The sequence below is a fragment of the Pseudomonas sp. MF08875 genome, from assembly GCF_059862525.1.
In genome coordinates this window covers 1-13,555 of record NZ_JCBCUW010000041.1, presented here as the reverse complement: position 1 = coordinate 13,555, position 13,555 = coordinate 1, and the positions used below count along the sequence as shown (strand labels likewise).

Sequence of the window (13,555 nt, the reverse complement as noted above, 5' to 3'; positions counted from 1 at the left end):
TTGCGCGCATGACTCAAGACTACGAACAGCTTCGCCTGCAACTGGCGGAGAACATCCGCTTGATACGGCGCGTGAAGAACCTTACTCAAGAGCAGCTGGCGCTCATGGCCGAGGTGGATCGTACCTATGTCAGTCAAATCGAACGAGGGGTAGGCAACCCGTCGCTATTGGTCCTATGCAAACTCGCCAATATTTTCGAGATCACCGCGGATCAGCTACTCATCGAGTCTGACGCCCTTCGCCGTGTGCTGGACATCGAGTAGCCATTTCATCGTCCTGTAAATCCTTGCAAACCGACAACCCCACGTTCGGATTTATCACTGACAACCCCCTCTTACGTCATTGAACCTGTCCAGGCCATTAGCCCAAAGAGCCTGGATCATGCCTGTCGTATGCCCGTCAATTGCGCCCCAGAAGCTACGACCTTTGGCGTTGAGCATCCTGCTGGCGTGCGGACCAAGCGTGGCGCTGGATACCGCCAGCATCACGTCCTCAGTGTTGTCGCCAAATTGCCTTGCATACAGGGTCGTCGGCATTTGTTTCTGGCTCCTCTGCACGCCCTTTGGCTGCAAGGTCAAAACCTCGACCAAGGTTCGTCATTTCATTCCTGAACTCGTGGTTTCGAGCTACGCTACCACCGGCAACAACCCCTGGACCGAGATGGCCACCCTCTCCTCTCCCATCAGTGGTGCGGAAGGTGGCGGCAACCTGATCAGCCCAAATACCCGCCGCGACAACCTGCCTCGCTTCAAAAACGTTGATGGCATCGGTCACCCCGGTGGATGGGCCGCAACACAACTGGCCTCTCAATCCGGCTACGTCTGCGCCAGCGGCGCGACTGCGTTCATGCCCTACCACCTGAGCACCCTCGACTCGCTGGCTTGGCGCCATGGCATCCCGGAAAGTTTTTACCCTGAGTCGCTCATGCCGGGGATCCGTGAAATAGGTCGTCAGGCCTCGGGAAACATGTGGGGCAACGTCTATCCCCGTCAGGGTTTTCTGGTACAGCCTGACGACTTCAAAGCCGCCGCGGTGATGGCCCAACGGGCGGGCGATGTAATTACCCGTAACTGGCAGCCGCATGTGTATGTACCACTCACACCCGCCAAACGCGACGGCTACTGGCCGCCTGGTCCCATCGTTGAAAACGATGCTTCGACCCACAAATGGCAATTGCTCTACCCCCAGGTTCAACCGACTTGCGCGGTCTTCCCCAGCGATCCGTTACAGAGCGCGGATGGCGGCTACGCCTGGTCGTTATGGCGTCCCTATAGCTGCTGCAAGCGCGAGGGGCAGACCTTCCTGTTCAGCATCGACTTCGAAGGCGGCGCATCATGAGTCCGCTTTGCGCGCGATCATGGTTGGGCGTGATGAGTCTGTTGCTCTACGGATTGCTCGCCATGGCCACGGATGCCCACGCCGCCGAGGACCATTACCGCCTGGGCACTCAAGGCGAAGTGCTCGACGACCGGGTGATGTACACCATCGGTGGCGGCTCGGCAGTCGGCTCACCGAGCTCGCTCTATCGACCCAGTGGTCTCGGCGTCGGCGGGTCATGGCGAGCGAACATGATGTGCGGAAACATGAGCCTCACCAATACCCTGCAAAACCAGCTGAACGGTGCCACCGAAGGTTTCCAGCAGATCATGGGCAGCATCGTGCAGAACGCGACCCAGGCGGTGATGTCGCTGCCAGCATTGATCATTCAGCGCGCCAACCCAGGACTCTATGAGTTGCTGAGTAACGGGGTGATGCAGGGGCGTATCGACTTCGATCGTTCCAAACTGACCTGCCAGGCCATGGCCGAGAAGATGGCGGACAAGGTTGGTCAAGCCGGCTGGGGCGCGCTGGCCAAGAACCAGGAGATGCAGAGCAATTTGGAGCAAACCGGCGGTGATGCGGTGGCCGCGGTGAAAAACACCGAGACCCATAACGGCAACAATGGGGTGTCCTGGGTCGGTGGCTCGAAGGCTGGTGGTGATGGGCAAACGCCCATTCGGGTAACTTCCGACGTGGTGCGCGCGGGCTATAACCTGCTGCATAACCGGTCAGTGGATGACAGCACCTCGATCAGTAGCAGCGATTGCTTGGGTGGGGCTATCTGCCAGACCTGGACCTCGCCCCAGGAGGAATCCGAATGGGCCATTCGCGTGTTGGGCGAGAGCGAAGTCGCGACCTGCGACACCTGCGAAACCCTGCGTGCTACCGCTGGTAGCGGATTGACACCGCTGATTCAGGAGGCCTACAGCGAACGCCTCAAGGCCCTGCAAGGGTTGCTGTCTGGCTCTCTACCGCCTACCCCTGACAATCTGGCTAAGGCCTCGAGCCCAATGCTACCGGTGACTCGTGGCGTGGTTGAAGCTCTGCGCGACGATCCCGACCAGGATCTATTGGCACGGCGCCTGGCCAGTGAGACGGCCTTGTCCAGCGTGCTCGACAAGGCGCTGCTGCTACTGCGTACGCTACTGGCGGGCAGCCACGAACCGAACATCGCTTCAGCCGAGCCGGCTCAAACCGCCTTGACGAAAAACATCGACGCTCTGGAGCGCGAAATACGCCTGCTGCAGACCGAACTGCAGGTTCGGCAGATGCTCGCCACCAATACCGCCAGTCTAGTACTCGATCGGCATGCGGGTGGTGCCGATGCTTCGCGTACCGTCGAGCAAGGTGATCCCGAGCCCGGCCGACTCAATGATGCTGACGCTAGGCGCAAGTGAGCCATGAAACGCTCACCGCTATTCACTTTGCTTTCAGGTCTGGGGATTGCCGCGGTGATGGTCCTCACCGCCGCACTGGTCGCCTGGATCGGCCGCGCTGCGCTGGATAGTTTCGAAGTCTGGCAGCAGGCATTCGAATCCGCACGACCTTATCTGCGGTGGTGGCGCGCCCTGCTCTACGCCGCCCTATTTGCGCTCTGGTGGGACCTGCTTCGGCGCTACCGACATCGACCACAGGATCGACTGCTCATGAAACGCATCGGGACATTAGGCCTCGTGCTCTTTACCTGCATCGAACTCACCCGACTGTGAGGTCACCACCATGCTCATGAGCACCAACAGCTACCTGGAGTTTTACCTCTCCCTGCTGGCCTGGATCATCAACAACGGGCTCTGGAGCGTCCTGTCCGACACCGGACTGTTCGCCGCGCCCTTTGGTGCAATCATCCTGCAAGAATGGCTATCGGCGCGCCAGCAAGGCGCAGATGAAGGCAACAAGGGACTGCTCTCGGTGCCGCGGATCGAGAACCGGCTGTGGCTGGCCTACATCGTCGTCTTGTTCGGCTGTGCACCTGTCTTTCCGTTGAGCCTCACGTCAATGGCGTTCGATGATGTGGCGAGCCAGCGCTGCGGTATCAGTGTGGCTAAACCAGCAGAAACCGCCTGGGGGACGACCTTCAATACCATTGGCGAACGCTCTGCCAACGTGCCGATCTGGTGGTTTCTGGTGCATGCCTTGAGCAAAGGGGTCACCGCCGCGGCCACCGCCTCCATCCCCTGCGCACCGGATATCCGGCAGATGCGCATGGAGATCGATAGCTCGCGTATCGACAGTCAGGTACTGCTGCAGGAAGTCGCCGACTTCACCCGCGACTGCTATGGCTACTCCCGCTCTCGGTTGTTCACCAACCGTCCGCAGTTGGACAAGGTACAAAGTCGCAACGCGTCCTGGATCGGCTCAAGCTATTTTCTCGATACACCGGGCTACTACGATGCGGATCGATCCCGCACACCGCGAGTCAGCTGGCCGTATGACGACAGCCGCGATGTGTCCTTACCTCGGCTGGAGAATGGCGCGGGCTACCCCACCTGCAAGCAGTGGTGGAGTGATAGCGGTTTTGGGTTGCGCGAGCGCTTGATTAAGCAGGTTGATCCCTCACTGCTGACTCAGCTGAAAGGTTGGTTAGCTGGCCGTTCGAGCAACGAGATCGAGGATGCCACGCTGCGCGAACTGGTCAGCCCGCGCCAGCAATCGATGTCCATGTCACCTGGACAGGTGTACCAGGACTATGGCTCCAGCGCTCGTGGCGGCTCGATCAATCAGGGGCTCAATAACCTGGCCACCAACACCGGCTTGGCCCTCGGCTCATTCAGCAACTTCCCGGCGATGAATGCGCTACGCGCCGCTCTGCCAATGGTGCAGGCCTTCCTCATCATGGGCGTCATCATCAGCTTGCCGCTGATCCTGCTGGTCAGTACCTACCAGCTGAAGACCGTCATGACGGTGACGTTCGCGCTGTTCACGCTGCACATGCTGAGCTTCTGGTGGGAGTTAGCACGCTGGGTCGACTCCAGCATGCTCGACACCTTGTACAACCAAGTTTCGGCTTCCAATCAAGTGCTGTTGTCGCTGCCCACATCCGGGTTTATGGATGGGACTGTCACCGCGCAGGTGATCGAGTACGTGATGGGGGCGATGTTCATCGTGCTGCCGATGGTTTTTCTAGCCACCATGAGTTGGGCCGGATATAGCGTAGGTTCAGGCGTAGAAGGAATGCTCAGCAGGGGAACCCACGCAACACAGACAGCGAGTTCTAACGGAACCTCTCAGTTGATGAGCGGTGCAAGAATTGTTTCGGGTAAATCGAGTTCAAAATAACAAAGAGGCTACTTTAGAGAACCCCATTTATCGTACCGCTCAGGCCAAGACGTTCTATGCATTGGATCATCGGGATCATCAATACCTGGAGTGTCTGAATCTTGAACTGGGATAGCTCCTAATACGACGATTGTGCACATCAGCACAAACAACCAGAAGCTAACAAAAAGAAATGCTCCGAGCAGAGCCAACTTGGCAGCCAGAAAACTCCCGCGAACAAGAAATTTACCTGCGGGCATACCTACCGTCTCCGCACGCTCAACCACGCGGGATTCAAACGTTTTCAACCTACGGTAACCACGCTTCACCGGCATACCACAGACGTACGCCCAGCGGTGGGCACGTGAACTCTGAACAGGTTGCTGAATCGGCATGGTCTCGCCCTCTTCTGAGCGTTTTCATGGTTGAGACAAGAGTAACAGCCTACTACTGAAAACGGCCCGGGCCTGACCGCTTATCAGTTTTTCCGGCCGAAAAATCTTCATTAGAAGCCAGAATACAAAACCCGTGAAACAGCGTCTCTACAGTCATTGACTCATACAAATCGTCCGGTTAATTACAAGGTACGGATCGCTGTTATCAACAGCACTTTCCCAGGTAGCCAGAACCTTCAAGGCTACATCACTTCGGTGATGGTTCCCCCCAAGTGCGATTAGCGTTCGGTGGCTCGCACGGTGACCGTTTCTACGGTGATGAACGCCTACTGCTCTTCTGAGCGCCTTCCGAGCGCGGCTCGTGAGGTAAGCCCTCTTGATTTTCTTCAACCAACTGTGGGGAAATCTTTCCCCGCACGGGGCAGGTTTCTTCGCGTTTTCAACGGAGACATACCATGCCCGACTCACTTACACCGGAAACACTGAACACCCTTCGGTTGCCCATCGTGTTCACCCCTGGCGCGTGGCAACGCGCAGTACTGCTCGAGCAATCCGATCGCACTGAGAAGCTGCAGGTCGATCGGTTGAGCCACGTATTGCGCGCAGCCTTCGAAGCCCATCTGGCCTATCCACACAAGCCTTACGTGCTGTTCGAAGTAGTCCACATTGAACGAACCGATCACTTCGACCACGACCCGTTGCTGCAATTGAGTCTCAGCCTACTCCAAGAACCGGGTCAGCCTGGCGCCTTACTGATAGCGCTTGCAGGAGAACACCAGCGCTAAGCGCAATGGGCGGCGCCCACCTCCACATTCGGACGGCACGCATCAATCCAACCCATCACCCAACCGGGGAACCCTCCCCCGACGGGCAAGGCGTTCCTCCGTTTTTCTCTCGAGGAAATTGCCATGCGCGATATCTACCAAGACGTAACTGACAAGATCGTTACCGCGTTAGACCAAGGCGTTGCTCCCTGGATCAAACCCTGGTCCTCAAGTGGCTCCGCTTACATCGGCCACCAACCCTACCCCATCAATGCCATCACGCGACGTCCGTATTCGGGCATCAATTTACCGCTGCTCTGGGCCGAGGCCAGGTTGCAGGGGTTCACTCAAGATCGTTGGCTGACCTTCAACCAAGCTAAAAAGGCCGGTGGGCACATCCGTAAGGGTGAGCACAGCACTCTGGCTGTGCTCTACAAGCCGATGGAGCGCGAGGAACAGACCGAGTCAGGCCAACCCGTACTCGATGAAAACGGTCAGCCCAAGGTCGCTCACTTCGGCATTCTCAGGACACATTTTCTGTTCAACATCGAGCAAACGGAAGGGCTCGAAATGCTCAATGACACCCTGCTCGAGACGGAACAGAGTGATCCCTTCCAGCCCAACTGTGCCGCGGAAAATCTGCTGTTAAGTTCAGGTGCACGCATCGTTCATCGGCCTGCCGACGAAGCCTTTTACCACCCGATCAGGGATCTCATCCAACTGCCGACAAAGGCACAATTTCACGATGAAAGCGGGTACTACGCCACGGCACTTCATGAGCTGAAGCACTGGACCGGGCATCACTCTCGGTTGCAGCGCGAAGGCGTGACGTCAGCCTGTCCGTTAGGCTCGCCAGGCTACGCGTTTGAGGAGTTGATCGCCGAGATGGGCGCTGCTTTTTTATGTGCCTACGCCGGTATACAGGGGGAGCTGCGGCACGAGGGCTACATCGACTCCTGGCTCGGCCTGCTCAAGGCTGACAAACGCGCGATCTTTCGCGCCAGTGGTCAGGCCCGAAGCGCCTCGGAGTATGTACTCAACCTGAAGCAGCAATTGAAGCAGGCGGTTATGGATGACTCGTTATGCATGAGCGATGGAGCTTGATCGTTACCTCACCATTGAAAACGCTGCGCAGGGCCCAACGCGAGTTGGGCCCTTTTTTCTGCGCCCAGAAAAATCCCCATGCCGCGGGGCTCTGATGCAAAGAATCAGAGATGGGCACACACCCGCAGACTGTCATTCCGCATCCAGGTTCTGCGCCAGAAAATCCACCAGTTCAAGCGGACTCCGGCTGTCGATCACCTTGTAGATCAGATCGCGTTTACTGCGCGGCAACTTCTTGACCACGCTCTTCGCCGAGGCCCTGACGGCTTCGTCGGTCCCATGGATACGTGCCGCGAGCAGCAGCACGAGCGTGGCGTCAGTGAGGTTCATGGCAAGACCCAAAAAATAGGCACCGCAGTGTACCGACTCTTGTCTTTTCCATACCAGCCCCCCAACAAACTGACGTGTAGCAGTATCGATAATCCGATTGCCGCACAAAGGGACACGAGCCAAAAGGACGGGTAAGGGTTGGAAGGGAATGGGCACTCAAGGGTAAGAGCGCTATCCGAAAAGGCTAAAAGGCCACTGACCCAACCATTTCCCGGAGGTCCTGATGCTCAGTCTGTTTCGCCACAAAAGGCAGAAGCCTCCTCCGCCACCGACCGTCAACGTCGCCGAAGGTTACCTGTCCATCGAGTCGGCCCACAGCTTGTTAGCTGCGGAACACCGCCGTCAGTTGCTCGATCGCATCTGGCAATACACCGCGCTCTCCCACGTCCAATTCACCCAGCTCTATTTAAATCCGATCCATCGCTACGCCGAACAGGTCCAGCAACTCCCGGCCAGCGAGACGCACCACCATGCGTATCTCGGTGGCATGCTCGACCATGGCCTGGAGCTGGTCGCTTGCAGTTTGAAACTGCGTCAGTCGTATCTACTCCCCACCGGCGCTGCGCCCGAAGACCAAGCCGCCCAGACCGATGCCTGGTCGGCTGGAATCGCTTATGGTGCCCTGCTGCATGACATCGGCAAGATCGCCGTGGACCTGCTGGTCGAACGCCAGGATGGCCGTGTTTGGCATCCTTGGCAGGGCTCCCTGGATCAGCCCTACCGTTTTCGTTACATCAAGGGTCGTGACTACCACCTGCACGGCGCCGCAGGCTTGCTCTACACCCAAATTCTCGACCGCCCAATCCTCGATTGGCTCAGTGGATTTCCGCCACTGTGGGCCAGTCTGCTGTATGTCCTGGCGGGCCAGTACGAACGTGCCGGCGTGCTCGGTGAGTTGGTGATGCAGGCCGACCGTGTTTCCACCGCACAGAACATCGGTGGTAACCCGAGCAAGGCGCTGCAAGCGCCGATTCATTCGCTGCAACATCACTTGATCAGCGGACTGCGTCATCTGGTTCAGCACGAACTGAAACTCAACCAGCCGGGTGCCGCGGGATGGCTGACCCAGGACGCACTCTGGCTGGTCAGCAAGACGGTCACGGACAAGCTGCGGGCCTATCTACTGTCGCAAGCGATTGAGGGCATTCCCTCCTCCAACCTTGCTGTGTTCGACGAGCTGCAATCACACGGACTGGTCGAGTCGACCCCCGAAGGCAAAGCCATCTGGACTGCATTAGTCGCCCAGGGAAACTGGCAGCAGAGCTTTACCTTTCTGCGCCTTCAACCGGCGTTGATTTGGGGGAATGAAGATCGGCCTGACGCTTTCAGCGGAACGGTGAGCGTGGCAGCCGATGACCACCCGACTGACGCTCCGGCACCTGCACCGCCCCCCAAGACAAGCGGAACAGAATCGCATCAAAACCAATCGCTGGAAGATCCCATGGCGCTGGAGGATGCCGACTACCTCGGCACGCTGCTGGATATGTTCGAGTTGGCAGAACCCAAAACCCATGATGCACCGTCAGCAAGCGCTCTCGAAGTCTCAACACGCCCTTCGGATGACCCTGGCCAGGCATTCTTAAATTGGGTCAGAGAAGGCATCCACAATCACAAGCTGATCATCAATGACAGCAAGGCTAAAATCCACACAGTGTGTGGCAGCGTATTTCTGGTCACACCTGGTCTCTTCCAACGTTACGCGCAGGAGTTTCCTGGTATCTCACAGGGGGCCGATCAAGAAGTTGAAGAATGGCGTTGGGTGCAGAAACACTTTGAAAAACTGAAGGTTCACAAAAAGCGTGAGAATGGTCTAAACATATGGACCTGCCAGATCCAAGGCCCCCGCAAGAGGGCAAAACTCAAAGGTTATCTATTAGGAAAAACAGAGCTGCTCTTCGGAACAGTCCCTCCCGATAATCCTTTTCTCATGCTTGACCCAGAATGAACACCCATATATCGCAAAGCCTGCCGATTGTAGCTAGAAAAGGACATTGAGACCGCATTTCTGCTATAGCAAACCTAGGTGTTCAGTTAGCGATCAATCCTTTGCATCTCGCATACTTTCGTACCGGTGGAGCTGAGCGGTCACTCAGACCGAGAGTTGCGCCAATATCAATGTGCCTTGCAGGCAAGGAGCACTCGAAAATTTAATGAACACCAACTCCCCGAGCTTATTTCGCGAACCGGACACAGAAATTTTAACTTAACCGCGCAAGCTCAAAATGACCGATGCTATTTTGACTGGTAAAATAGTTACCTCTAAGAACACCCCCCTCATGACCATAAAGTTTCAATATAGAAGCACCTTCATAGGGGCCTACCGAATCGGTACCAGTATTCTTTGGTATTACCCTATAAAAATAATAAAGCATCGGCCTAGAGGAGTTAATATCCTTAATAGTTTTTACAACAAGAGTTTCCGAGTCCGAGCCTTCAGAATGGACCTCCATGCTAATGCCAAACAAGCTCTGCTTAATGCTAGCTTCAGCCTCAACAGCACCCTCTTCCCCATTTCGCGTCCATTTTATTTCCATTTTCCACTGGCCATTCAGATCAGGAAATAGCCATTCATTCAGTACTGGGTATCGGGCCCAAATTTTTTTCCAAAAAAATTCGCAGTCAAAAACAAAAGTCCTTCCAACAGCAAAGCACCACCAAACACAACCCTAAAAGCCGCCTGCAGGGAAGCTTCTACACCACATACAAACATGATAAAGACTATCAGTGTTACGAAAGCAGCATAAAGTTTTCCAACGAGCACCATAGCTTTCAGCGGGGATAACGTAGAAAACATTTACAGCTCCTCAAAATGGATTTCGCGACCGTTTTCAAAAATTGCTATACCCAATGTAGGCGTAGCAATCCCAATCATTTTCACTCCTGGTAATACAGAGCCAAACAGCGCAGCAAGATACCTCCCCCCAAAACGGCGCTCACGTTTCAATTCGACCCCCTCAACGATTGGGGGAGAAAAGTACTGCGCAACGCCTGAAAGCAATAGATCGGTAGTTAACAAATGAAAACCGTCGTGTAGATCATTGTGTGAATGGGAAATTTCGGCCAAAACCTCTGCTGTGTCAGCCTGATCTGGAATTATCGGGTCGACGCGCAGTGGAAACACAGGAAGATTGGCGTCGTTTTCCTGAACTATGACACCAAGACCTGAGAAATCTTGCCCGGAGAACGCCACTACCCTTTTAAGCAAGTCAATTAATTGCTCCAACATAAGACCCTACTCATATGCCACTTTGAAAGCAATTCTGTCTCGCGCCTCAAAATAGAATGTATCTCCCCTTAGCCAGTACTATTCCAGCTATTAATAGCAAAAATAGCTGCCCTTAACGCCAAACCTCACATTCAGATTCCGCCTACAACGTCCCTCCCTGGGATGTTGTTTTGGCAAGCCTCATTCAAAAAAATCTCAGACCTATATCACCTAGATGAACGCTCAGCGATGAGCGCGTCATTCAGCATTTCTGCGTGATACGTGGACTCAGCAAACAGAGAGGAATCATTTATGTACACCCCGTGCCCGAGCTGCAATTCAGGACGAGTGGTTACTAAAAATGTTGGTAAGCAAGCAGGTGGTTTGATTGGTGCAGCGGGCGGTGCGGCCAGTGGGGTCGCTGGAGCACTAACGGGAGCGGAGGCTGGCGCGGTGCTGGGAGTAGTCGGCGGGCCGGCGGGAATCGCTATCGGCAGCATCGCCGGGGCGATTTTGGGTGGTCTGTTCGGTGGGGTCGCAGGTGGCATTGCCGGGGCCACGCTGGGCGAGCAGATCGATGAAAAAATCCTTCTCAACTATCAGTGCCTGGCGTGTGGCTACAGCTTCAGCGTCAACCGTTAAGTCGTTGTGAACAGGCGTCGTTGGTTAATGAAACGACGCGCTTTTCCCTTCATTCGCAAGGAATCATTTCCATGGCTCATCTCGTTGAACAAATGGCTTACGTTGGTGCCACGCCCTGGCATGGTCTGGGCAGTCGCCTCTCCCCCAAACAACCGCTCGAAGTCTGGCAGCGTGAAGCGGGTATGGACTGGCAGATTCAGGAAAGCCCGGTCCATTTTAAGTCTGACGCCATCGGGCACCTGGGCTCAATTCATACCTTCCCTGAGCAGAAGGTGCTGTATCGCTCCGACACCAAGGCCCCTCTGTCGGTGGTTTCTCAGCGCTACCAGGTGGTGCAGCCACGTGAAGTGCTGGAGTTCTACCGGGATCTGACTGAAGTCTCGGGCTACGAACTGGAAACCGCTGGAGTGCTCAAAGGCGGTCGCAAGTTCTGGGCGCTGGCCCGTACTGGGCAAGGCACGACGCTCCGTGGTAACGACCAGGTAAACGGCTACCTGCTGCTTGCCACCTCCTGTGACGGCACCCTGGCCACCACAGCGACCCCGACCATGGTACAGGTGGTCTGCAATAACATGCTGACCATCGCCCTGGACGGCACCACCCGCGCGATCAAGGTGCCCCACAACACCCGCTTCGATCCGCAAGCAGTGAAAAAGCAGTTGGGTATTGCTGTCTCTCAATGGGACGAGTTCATGTACCAAATGAAAAATTTATCCGAGCGAAAGGTTCAGTGGCGTGAAGCAATGGGCTTCTTCACGAACGTACTGCGTGACACCAGCACTGATAGTCCGCTACCGCCAGTCCTTCCCAATGAACGGGCGCTACGCAAGGTGCAGAGCCTACATGAAGGTCAGGACGAGGATCGACATTAGAATCAGCTCAAGGTACCGCCTGGGGATTACTCAATGCTGTAACCAAGTATACGGATCACGAGCGACGGTCCAAGAGCAGTGAGTATCGGGTCGACTCCGCTTGGTTCGGCCAAGGAGCAGCGCTCAAGCAGAAAGCCCTCAAATCCGCACTTCTATTGGTGGCATAAAGCGGCGGGCAACCGGCTGCACGCTTATCCTAACCTTCCAATTCCTGGGATATTTGTGACAGGAGCATTTCCTTGGACATTTCCGGATCCTGGAGCAACTGGCTTTTGATAAGCACAGTTGCGGGATGAACTCCAAGATGGGCAGAAAGCTCAATTAATTTTTCTACGGAAGGGCTTTTCAAGCCTCGTTCAACATCGCTGACGTAGCTCTGGCTCGGAGCAAGCTGCTCTTGGGCAATACCATGTCTGCTCCTCAGGATTTTCACTGCCATCCCGAAGGCTTGCTTTGAGTTCATTTCTGTTGCTCGCAAAAGCAACGATGAAGCCTTCGGAAGCGCAAAAGCACTATACTCGATTGAGCATATACAGCTAAAATTCGAAAAAACCCTTACACAATTTTTTGATTGGATCGAATGCAAGCAACTAACCACGTGATTGCCATCTCGCAGAGCTAGCTCGTCCCTCTCGTCACCAAGTGGCTCAACGAGTACACACCCTACGGATCGTCAACGGTGGTTACGGCTTTCCAGAAAAAGCAGGGATACATGCATCTTGCTTTTGTTTTTTCTATGCGCTTTTAAATCTGAAAAGGGAATCACATGAAAATCGTGTACAAAATATTTGCGCTTACTTTGATGACGTCCTCTGCATACGCTGTTGATCTATATAGCCAATATTCAACTCCCGACTCTATAAGTTGCACTGGCCCGAACAACAACGTATGCACCGACACTACCCGACCTGACGACATTGTCGTCCAATATAAAGATGCCTATGGCAAAGTCACCATGCAACAAGAGCCCTCTTTTGAAATCATTACTTGTATACGCATTTTAGACAAGTGCATTGATAACGATCGAAACTATCGAGGAAAATCGATAACGGGTCGCGATGTCAAATATGTGGCGTTCAAAGATTTTTATATTTATCCGGGCGGTGACGGCAAAGATTGGGCATACAAAAATGGTACGGGACCTCTATTCGGAGGCGCTCCAGCAGGCAACGTCGTAGGAGCACCTGCGACCTCCACAGTTAAAGCAACGGCTACAGCTACCGGCACCTATGACATATGGTGCGATCCGCAAGGCAATAGCTGCGATCTAACCATAGACGGTGGTAGTGACATGGTCAACCGTGATCGACTACCGGTTTACGTACCGATGGCTTCTGATACCAGTAACTGCTCCATGGAGTTTTGCTATAACTCAAAGCAGGACGTAATTGGTTTGAACCCAGGGTACGCACTCTGGAAAAAGTAACGCCTATTCCCGCTGGCTCGCCAAGAGTCTGAGTATCAAATGTACTCACTCTGGTTGGGCCATGGCGCTGTCATCAAACAACGCGCCCTGCAGCGCTGTGCTGGAACTCGCGGCCTAGGCTCTGTACGTAAACCCAAGAAATACGATTTTCTGTAAAATACACCGCCATTAAAGCCAGGAGGCCAAGATGGCAAAGCGGTATGAACTCCCCGACGCAGCCTGGGATCTGGTTGCAGATATCT

Annotated in this window: 16 protein-coding genes and 1 pseudogene; 11 read left to right on the top strand and 6 right to left on the bottom strand. The window is 55.0% G+C overall.

The genetic code is table 11. The annotated features are described in order from the left end of the window. Positions 1–8: 8 nt before the first annotated feature. The 5 genes from AC19YT_RS21195 to AC19YT_RS21175 all read left to right on the top strand — a co-directional run bounded on the left by AC19YT_RS21195 (position 9) and on the right by AC19YT_RS21175 (position 4,596). A complete protein-coding gene (locus AC19YT_RS21195; protein ID WP_373345711.1) occupies positions 9–263 on the top strand; it encodes a helix-turn-helix domain-containing protein in 255 nt (84 codons plus the stop codon). Positions 264–381: 118 nt separating this feature from the next. Next, a complete protein-coding gene (locus AC19YT_RS21190; protein WP_500610929.1) occupies positions 382–1,338 on the top strand; it encodes a TIGR03756 family integrating conjugative element protein in 957 nt (318 codons plus the stop codon). Next, on the top strand, positions 1,335–2,717 hold the full coding sequence (locus tag AC19YT_RS21185) for an integrating conjugative element protein (protein ID WP_373345709.1): 1,383 nt from the start codon (positions 1,335–1,337) through the stop codon (positions 2,715–2,717). Before AC19YT_RS21190 ends, AC19YT_RS21185 begins: the two co-directional genes overlap by 4 nt. 3 nt (positions 2,718–2,720) lie before the next feature. Then, a complete protein-coding gene (locus AC19YT_RS21180; RefSeq protein WP_373345708.1) occupies positions 2,721–3,029 on the top strand; it encodes a hypothetical protein in 309 nt (102 codons plus the stop codon). A gap of 10 nt (positions 3,030–3,039) precedes the next feature. Continuing rightward, positions 3,040–4,596: a conjugal transfer protein TraG N-terminal domain-containing protein gene (locus AC19YT_RS21175; RefSeq protein WP_373345707.1), complete on the top strand. Its 1,557-nt coding sequence runs from the start codon at positions 3,040–3,042 to the stop codon at positions 4,594–4,596. A gap of 8 nt (positions 4,597–4,604) precedes the next feature. Here the strand turns inward: AC19YT_RS21175 and AC19YT_RS21170 are convergent, their stop codons facing one another. Further along, on the bottom strand, positions 4,605–4,970 hold the full coding sequence (locus AC19YT_RS21170) for a DUF3742 family protein (protein ID WP_373345706.1): 366 nt from the start codon (positions 4,968–4,970) through the stop codon (positions 4,605–4,607). 455 nt (positions 4,971–5,425) lie between these two features. On the opposite strand from AC19YT_RS21170, the gene AC19YT_RS21165 reads away from it, so the two are divergent. Both AC19YT_RS21165 and AC19YT_RS21160 read left to right on the top strand, forming a co-directional pair. Continuing rightward, the gene (locus AC19YT_RS21165) at positions 5,426–5,755 is read left to right on the top strand and encodes a hypothetical protein (protein WP_373345705.1); all 330 of its coding nucleotides are present in this window, start codon (positions 5,426–5,428) and stop codon (positions 5,753–5,755) included. A gap of 123 nt (positions 5,756–5,878) precedes the next feature. Then, a complete protein-coding gene (locus AC19YT_RS21160; RefSeq protein ID WP_500610928.1) occupies positions 5,879–6,838 on the top strand; it encodes an ArdC family protein in 960 nt (319 codons plus the stop codon). Positions 6,839–6,970: 132 nt separating this feature from the next. On the opposite strand, the gene AC19YT_RS21155 is transcribed toward AC19YT_RS21160, so the two are convergent. Further along, positions 6,971–7,168: a DUF7740 domain-containing protein gene (locus AC19YT_RS21155; RefSeq protein WP_007901093.1), complete on the bottom strand. Its 198-nt coding sequence runs from the start codon at positions 7,166–7,168 to the stop codon at positions 6,971–6,973. 223 nt (positions 7,169–7,391) lie between these two features. On the opposite strand from AC19YT_RS21155, the gene mobH reads away from it, so the two are divergent. Continuing rightward, complete coding sequence (gene mobH / locus AC19YT_RS21150; protein ID WP_500610927.1) at positions 7,392–9,113, top strand: MobH family relaxase; 1,722 nt, start codon at positions 7,392–7,394, stop codon at positions 9,111–9,113. Positions 9,114–9,366: 253 nt separating this feature from the next. On the opposite strand, the gene AC19YT_RS21145 is transcribed toward mobH, so the two are convergent. The 3 genes from AC19YT_RS21145 to AC19YT_RS21135 are packed head-to-tail and all read right to left on the bottom strand — an operon-like array spanning position 9,367 to position 10,394. Beyond that, positions 9,367–9,720, bottom strand: a complete 354-nt coding sequence (locus AC19YT_RS21145; protein ID WP_498182179.1) for a Cap15 family cyclic dinucleotide receptor domain-containing protein — start codon at positions 9,718–9,720, stop codon at positions 9,367–9,369. A gap of 20 nt (positions 9,721–9,740) precedes the next feature. Next, complete coding sequence (locus AC19YT_RS21140; RefSeq protein ID WP_373345702.1) at positions 9,741–9,962, bottom strand: hypothetical protein; 222 nt, start codon at positions 9,960–9,962, stop codon at positions 9,741–9,743. Continuing rightward, positions 9,963–10,394 carry a hypothetical protein gene (locus AC19YT_RS21135; protein ID WP_373345701.1) on the bottom strand — a complete coding sequence of 144 codons (432 nt, stop codon included), beginning with the start codon at positions 10,392–10,394 and terminating at the stop codon, positions 9,963–9,965. It abuts the gene before it with no gap. A 291-nt stretch (positions 10,395–10,685) separates the two neighbouring features. Here AC19YT_RS21135 and AC19YT_RS21130 point away from each other — a divergent pair, with 291 nt between their 5' ends. Together AC19YT_RS21130 and AC19YT_RS21125 are read left to right on the top strand one after the other, a co-directional pair. Next, positions 10,686–11,015, top strand: coding sequence for a hypothetical protein (locus tag AC19YT_RS21130; protein ID WP_373345700.1), 330 nt, complete (start codon positions 10,686–10,688; stop codon positions 11,013–11,015). Positions 11,016–11,086: 71 nt separating this feature from the next. Next, positions 11,087–12,054: pseudogene (locus AC19YT_RS21125) on the top strand (DUF932 domain-containing protein). 29 nt (positions 12,055–12,083) lie between these two features. Here the strand turns inward: AC19YT_RS21125 and AC19YT_RS21120 are convergent. Beyond that, positions 12,084–12,350 carry a helix-turn-helix domain-containing protein gene (locus tag AC19YT_RS21120; RefSeq protein WP_032902013.1) on the bottom strand — a complete coding sequence of 89 codons (267 nt, stop codon included), beginning with the start codon at positions 12,348–12,350 and terminating at the stop codon, positions 12,084–12,086. A gap of 303 nt (positions 12,351–12,653) precedes the next feature. Here AC19YT_RS21120 and AC19YT_RS21115 point away from each other — a divergent pair, with 303 nt between their 5' ends. Then, on the top strand, positions 12,654–13,313 hold the full coding sequence (locus AC19YT_RS21115; RefSeq protein WP_127882195.1) for a hypothetical protein: 660 nt from the start codon (positions 12,654–12,656) through the stop codon (positions 13,311–13,313). Positions 13,314–13,555 lie beyond the last annotated feature (242 nt).

Excerpts from the sequence above, each read along its gene's own strand:
- AC19YT_RS21195 (WP_373345711.1), top strand. The coding sequence starts at position 9 with ATGACTCAAGACTACGAACAGCTTCGCCTGCAACTGGCGGAGAACATC.
- AC19YT_RS21190 (WP_500610929.1), top strand. The coding sequence starts at position 382 with ATGCCTGTCGTATGCCCGTCAATTGCGCCCCAGAAGCTACGACCTTTG.
- AC19YT_RS21185 (WP_373345709.1), top strand. The coding sequence starts at position 1,335 with ATGAGTCCGCTTTGCGCGCGATCATGGTTGGGCGTGATGAGTCTGTTG.
- AC19YT_RS21180 (WP_373345708.1), top strand. The coding sequence starts at position 2,721 with ATGAAACGCTCACCGCTATTCACTTTGCTTTCAGGTCTGGGGATTGCC.
- AC19YT_RS21175 (WP_373345707.1), top strand. The coding sequence starts at position 3,040 with ATGCTCATGAGCACCAACAGCTACCTGGAGTTTTACCTCTCCCTGCTG.
- AC19YT_RS21170 (WP_373345706.1), bottom strand. The coding sequence starts at position 4,970 with ATGCCGATTCAGCAACCTGTTCAGAGTTCACGTGCCCACCGCTGGGCG.
- AC19YT_RS21165 (WP_373345705.1), top strand. The coding sequence starts at position 5,426 with ATGCCCGACTCACTTACACCGGAAACACTGAACACCCTTCGGTTGCCC.
- AC19YT_RS21160 (WP_500610928.1), top strand. The coding sequence starts at position 5,879 with ATGCGCGATATCTACCAAGACGTAACTGACAAGATCGTTACCGCGTTA.
- AC19YT_RS21155 (WP_007901093.1), bottom strand. The coding sequence starts at position 7,168 with ATGAACCTCACTGACGCCACGCTCGTGCTGCTGCTCGCGGCACGTATC.
- mobH (WP_500610927.1), top strand. The coding sequence starts at position 7,392 with ATGCTCAGTCTGTTTCGCCACAAAAGGCAGAAGCCTCCTCCGCCACCG.
- AC19YT_RS21140 (WP_373345702.1), bottom strand. The coding sequence starts at position 9,962 with ATGTTTTCTACGTTATCCCCGCTGAAAGCTATGGTGCTCGTTGGAAAA.
- AC19YT_RS21135 (WP_373345701.1), bottom strand. The coding sequence starts at position 10,394 with ATGTTGGAGCAATTAATTGACTTGCTTAAAAGGGTAGTGGCGTTCTCC.
- AC19YT_RS21130 (WP_373345700.1), top strand. The coding sequence starts at position 10,686 with ATGTACACCCCGTGCCCGAGCTGCAATTCAGGACGAGTGGTTACTAAA.
- AC19YT_RS21120 (WP_032902013.1), bottom strand. The coding sequence starts at position 12,350 with ATGAACTCAAAGCAAGCCTTCGGGATGGCAGTGAAAATCCTGAGGAGC.
- AC19YT_RS21115 (WP_127882195.1), top strand. The coding sequence starts at position 12,654 with ATGAAAATCGTGTACAAAATATTTGCGCTTACTTTGATGACGTCCTCT.